Raw genomic sequence first — 2,843 nt, forward strand, 5'->3', positions numbered from 1 at the left:
CGTTCATCGACCCGGGATCGCCCTGGCAGAACGGGTTCATCGAATCATTCAACGCCCAATTCAGAAGGGAACAACTCTCCGGAGAAATCATCGACACCATGGCCGAAGCAAAGTACTTGGCCGACGAGTGGAAAGACATCTACAATCATGAACGGCCCCACGGATCCCTGGATGGAATGACACCATCCAACTACTGGAATCAGTGGACCGCAGACCACCAATTAGCTATCGCATAGCTGCTGGACTGCTAAAGGGGGCCCAATCATTGGGTCGGAGTCCGTCTTGACGTGTCTTCTAGGTGACGATTGGACCTTCGGTTGAAGGGACCGGCCCCCATTTCATTCGGCAGCACGCAACCGGTAAGTATTAGTGAGCTGCACGCGCTCATCCGCTATCAGATCCTGAAGCAGACCCATGGATTCATCCGCCGTAAGACCTTTATCCAGCATTGTCCGTACGAACTGAGACACAGCCACCTCCTGGTCACTGCCCTGTTCTCGGAAAAGGTCTTGTAGAGCTGAGAAGACCTGTTCCTTTGGACTTATGAGTAGATCTGGCATTTTCACCAACTTCTTGACTACGTCGAATGCGCATTCTGAGTACAGTCAAAATGAACTTTATCCGACCCCTTGGACGTCTTGCTTCTATACGGCCACAGTATACGCTCGCACCAACAAAATAGCAGCGGCCCGCACAGGTTAGGGAACGGCGATTCAGGAGGACATGTTGCGGCCAACGACGCCTCGCTTCGACCCTCTCCACCAACGTCGTCACCTCGTGACACCAGCTCCCCAACTACCCGGTGGACTTGGGACGCGAAGGAGGCAGCCTCGGAGACGTTAGTTGCTCACCGTCAGTGCAGGCGTCCCGGCAAGTAGTAGCGTGGTTGCTGCCTTGCAGTGCGGATGGTGGAATGCCAAATAGACAGCAGTCCGATGTCCCGCGGGCACGAAATCGAAAATCTACACCTGCCACTACCGCTGTGCTTACAGGCCCGAATTTATCCGCCTCCACCATCTCTCAAAGCTGTAATGTCATCAAAGCATTCATCTCGTGGCGATATAGACGCTTCACGACAGAACACCTTCTGGAATTTTTTTACTGCCTGCTCATATTGGTCTCGATCGTAGATCAAGACTCCAGGGTGGGGCGCGGGCGCAAAGCCATCGGGCAGGGACGCTGTCACTTCCCGATGTATCGCGACCGCATCTCTACTGCCGTAAGCGTAAACATCATTAATGGCGCGCTGCACGGCGGCACGCGCCTCCCGCCACTCTGCTAGGGCATCATCGTATTCTGCGAGAATGTCGGGGTGATCGTACGGTTTCCCATCGGTCATTTCAATTACGAGGCCAAGGTCTTGCCCGGCAAAGGCCATCCGGTCGACTGCAACTAGGAAGTCAGAATACGCTCCGCTTTTGCGATTCCTAGATTCTTCCTCGAGTGAAGCTGCAAGTTGTACCTCAACCGCACCGATAGATGCATTGGCGCCAATTTGCGCCCCAACCAGCGTCCCCGATAACGTCGCTACGATGCCAGCTATGGCCACTATCAGGGTATGACGCTGACCTACGGATCGGCGAAGATCCCGTGTTTCTTTAACTTCCATGGTACGTTTTCCTCAAATTCTGCTCTGCAGTTTTCGATGTGGGAATGAACCACCCAAACAGCACCGCTAGCAACGCTCCCAATGGGCTAGGACCCGAAGGTGTAACCAATCCCTTCAGGCGAAAGTCGTACGCATCTTTGCCTCAGGAAGGATTACTATTCTCTGCTGAGCTGTTGCTCCCTCTGGTAATTCAACATTCACGGCAGTTGCGCTGCGAGAAACGGCGGCCCGCCATAAATCCGGCTTTGTACCAACCAGTGCAGAGTTGCAGGCTACGACCATCCACAGTTCCTGGTCGCTCAGATAGGCCAACCGTCCGCGGTAGACAGGGGCGTTTTCCCGCAGACACGCGTAGTAGGCGTAGGGGTCGGCCAGGAACAGTGACCATCAAGGCTCCTGGAAAGGCTTTGAATGCGCCTGAAGACGGATACCAACATTGTCGCCCTGCACCTGCCTGATGCCAAGGGGCCTACGCCGTCGTTATGGAAATCTCCAACCGCGAAGGCCACGGCGTTGGATGGGGTATCGACGGGCAGCAGGTAGGAACCGGATACGGCTAGCCGTTATCGCTGGTAAAGGTTCAGGAGCTGTTAGTTTCTTTGACTCCTAACAAGTCGAAAGGCGCTCTTATTTGTAGGTGCAACTGTTCTCGGGAGCTCGATCTGAAAAAGAGCTATGCCCACAGAATCCGCAAAGTCGACGGCTTGCCGGCTATATCCCTTTCGGGAGAAGAACGCGGCAGCTGCGAATCGCGTATTAGCTCCTACTAACTGCTGGAGTTCCGGCCTGCCAGTGGCGCGAGAACGGTACTTGACCTGGGCCACGATCCCGGTCCCGACTACATCGAAGCCGCCATCATTACCTGGCGGCGTGACCGTAGCATCCGTAAATCCGTAGCCTCGAAGAGCGGCAGCCGCCAAACGCTCTGCAGCTGACCATCCGCTACTAGCGCCTTCGTTGCCAGGGTCATTAACAGACGACGAAGTTGACCAAGTTTTCTTGACTACTGTCGGGACTTTAGCCGGTGATCTTGGAGCCGTTATGCTGGTCGGTCGCTTGCTTTTTGAGGCTCTTTTGTGGATCGATTCAGCGTGGCCACATGCTCTGTGATTGGGCCCCCTTTAGCAGTCCAGCGGCTATGCGATAGCTGATTGGTGGTCTGCGGTCCACTGATTCCAGTAGTTGGATGGTGTCATTCCATCCAGGGATCCGTGGGGCCGTTCATGATTGTAGA

4 protein-coding genes are annotated in these 2,843 nt (G+C 54.8%); 1 reads left to right on the plus strand and 3 read right to left on the minus strand.

The genetic code is table 11. The features are described from left to right. Positions 1 to 236, plus strand: a 236-nt coding sequence (locus HGO92_RS22970) for an integrase core domain-containing protein (protein ID WP_169999018.1), incomplete at its 5' end; no start/stop codon positions are given. 102 nt (positions 237 to 338) lie between these two features. On the opposite strand, the gene HGO92_RS24420 is transcribed toward HGO92_RS22970, so the two are convergent. The 3 genes from HGO92_RS24420 to HGO92_RS24835 all read right to left on the minus strand — a co-directional run bounded on the left by HGO92_RS24420 (position 339) and on the right by HGO92_RS24835 (position 2,691). Then, complete coding sequence (locus tag HGO92_RS24420) at positions 339 to 470, minus strand: hypothetical protein (protein WP_277351961.1); 132 nt, start codon at positions 468 to 470, stop codon at positions 339 to 341. A 530-nt stretch (positions 471 to 1,000) separates the two neighbouring features. Further along, positions 1,001 to 1,609 carry a hypothetical protein gene (locus HGO92_RS22975; RefSeq protein ID WP_169999021.1) on the minus strand — a complete coding sequence of 203 codons (609 nt, stop codon included), beginning with the start codon at positions 1,607 to 1,609 and terminating at the stop codon, positions 1,001 to 1,003. Between the two features lie 590 nt (positions 1,610 to 2,199). After that, positions 2,200 to 2,691, minus strand: a complete 492-nt coding sequence (locus HGO92_RS24835; RefSeq protein WP_440915800.1) for a restriction endonuclease — start codon at positions 2,689 to 2,691, stop codon at positions 2,200 to 2,202. Positions 2,692 to 2,843 lie beyond the last annotated feature (152 nt).

The organism is Crystallibacter degradans, from assembly GCF_012952295.1.
In the GTDB taxonomy this organism is placed as follows: Bacteria; Actinomycetota; Actinomycetes; order Actinomycetales; family Micrococcaceae; genus Crystallibacter; species Crystallibacter degradans.

Excerpts from the sequence above, each read along its gene's own strand:
- HGO92_RS22975 (WP_169999021.1), bottom strand. The coding sequence starts at position 1,609 with ATGGAAGTTAAAGAAACACGGGATCTTCGCCGATCCGTAGGTCAGCGT.